Origin of the sequence: Staphylococcus pasteuri (assembly GCF_030547725.1) — a bacterium.
In the GTDB taxonomy this organism is placed as follows: domain Bacteria; phylum Bacillota; class Bacilli; order Staphylococcales; family Staphylococcaceae; genus Staphylococcus; species Staphylococcus pasteuri.
This window is the reverse complement of the sequence record NZ_JAUOQO010000111.1, coordinates 1-340: the sequence shown is the minus strand read 5'-3', so window position 1 is coordinate 340 and position 340 is coordinate 1. Positions and strand designations below refer to the sequence as shown.

1 protein-coding gene is annotated in these 340 nt (G+C 49.1%); it reads right to left on the bottom strand.

Annotation, left to right across the window (positions count from 1 at the left end):
• Nucleotides 1–340: hypothetical protein (locus tag Q4528_RS13025; protein ID WP_303521902.1), on the bottom strand; the 340-nt coding region annotated here is incomplete at both ends.

Sequence of the window (340 nt, the reverse complement as noted above, 5' to 3'; positions counted from 1 at the left end):
GCGTGTACTCACCAGAAGCCTGCGGATATAAGGTTAGCTCCCAGCGCTGGCGAGACCATGTTTCACCATTGCGGCGCTCGGTGTAGTTAGTCGCCAGTAAGTTACGCTGCTTAGCAATCAAGTTAGGCACATCGATATTGCCGATGCGCGTTCCACCGGTGAACCAACGTGTGGTAGCCACCTCTATGTATAAAACAGCCTGCTGTTTTACAGCAACGTTTAGCACCTTATCAGAGGGTTCATCGCTATCCCCTAATGCTACCCACGACCTTACTTCCAGTTGCTTATTAGCAATCAGTGAATCTAATTCGTTGGCGCCACTTGGAAAGCTACAAAATAC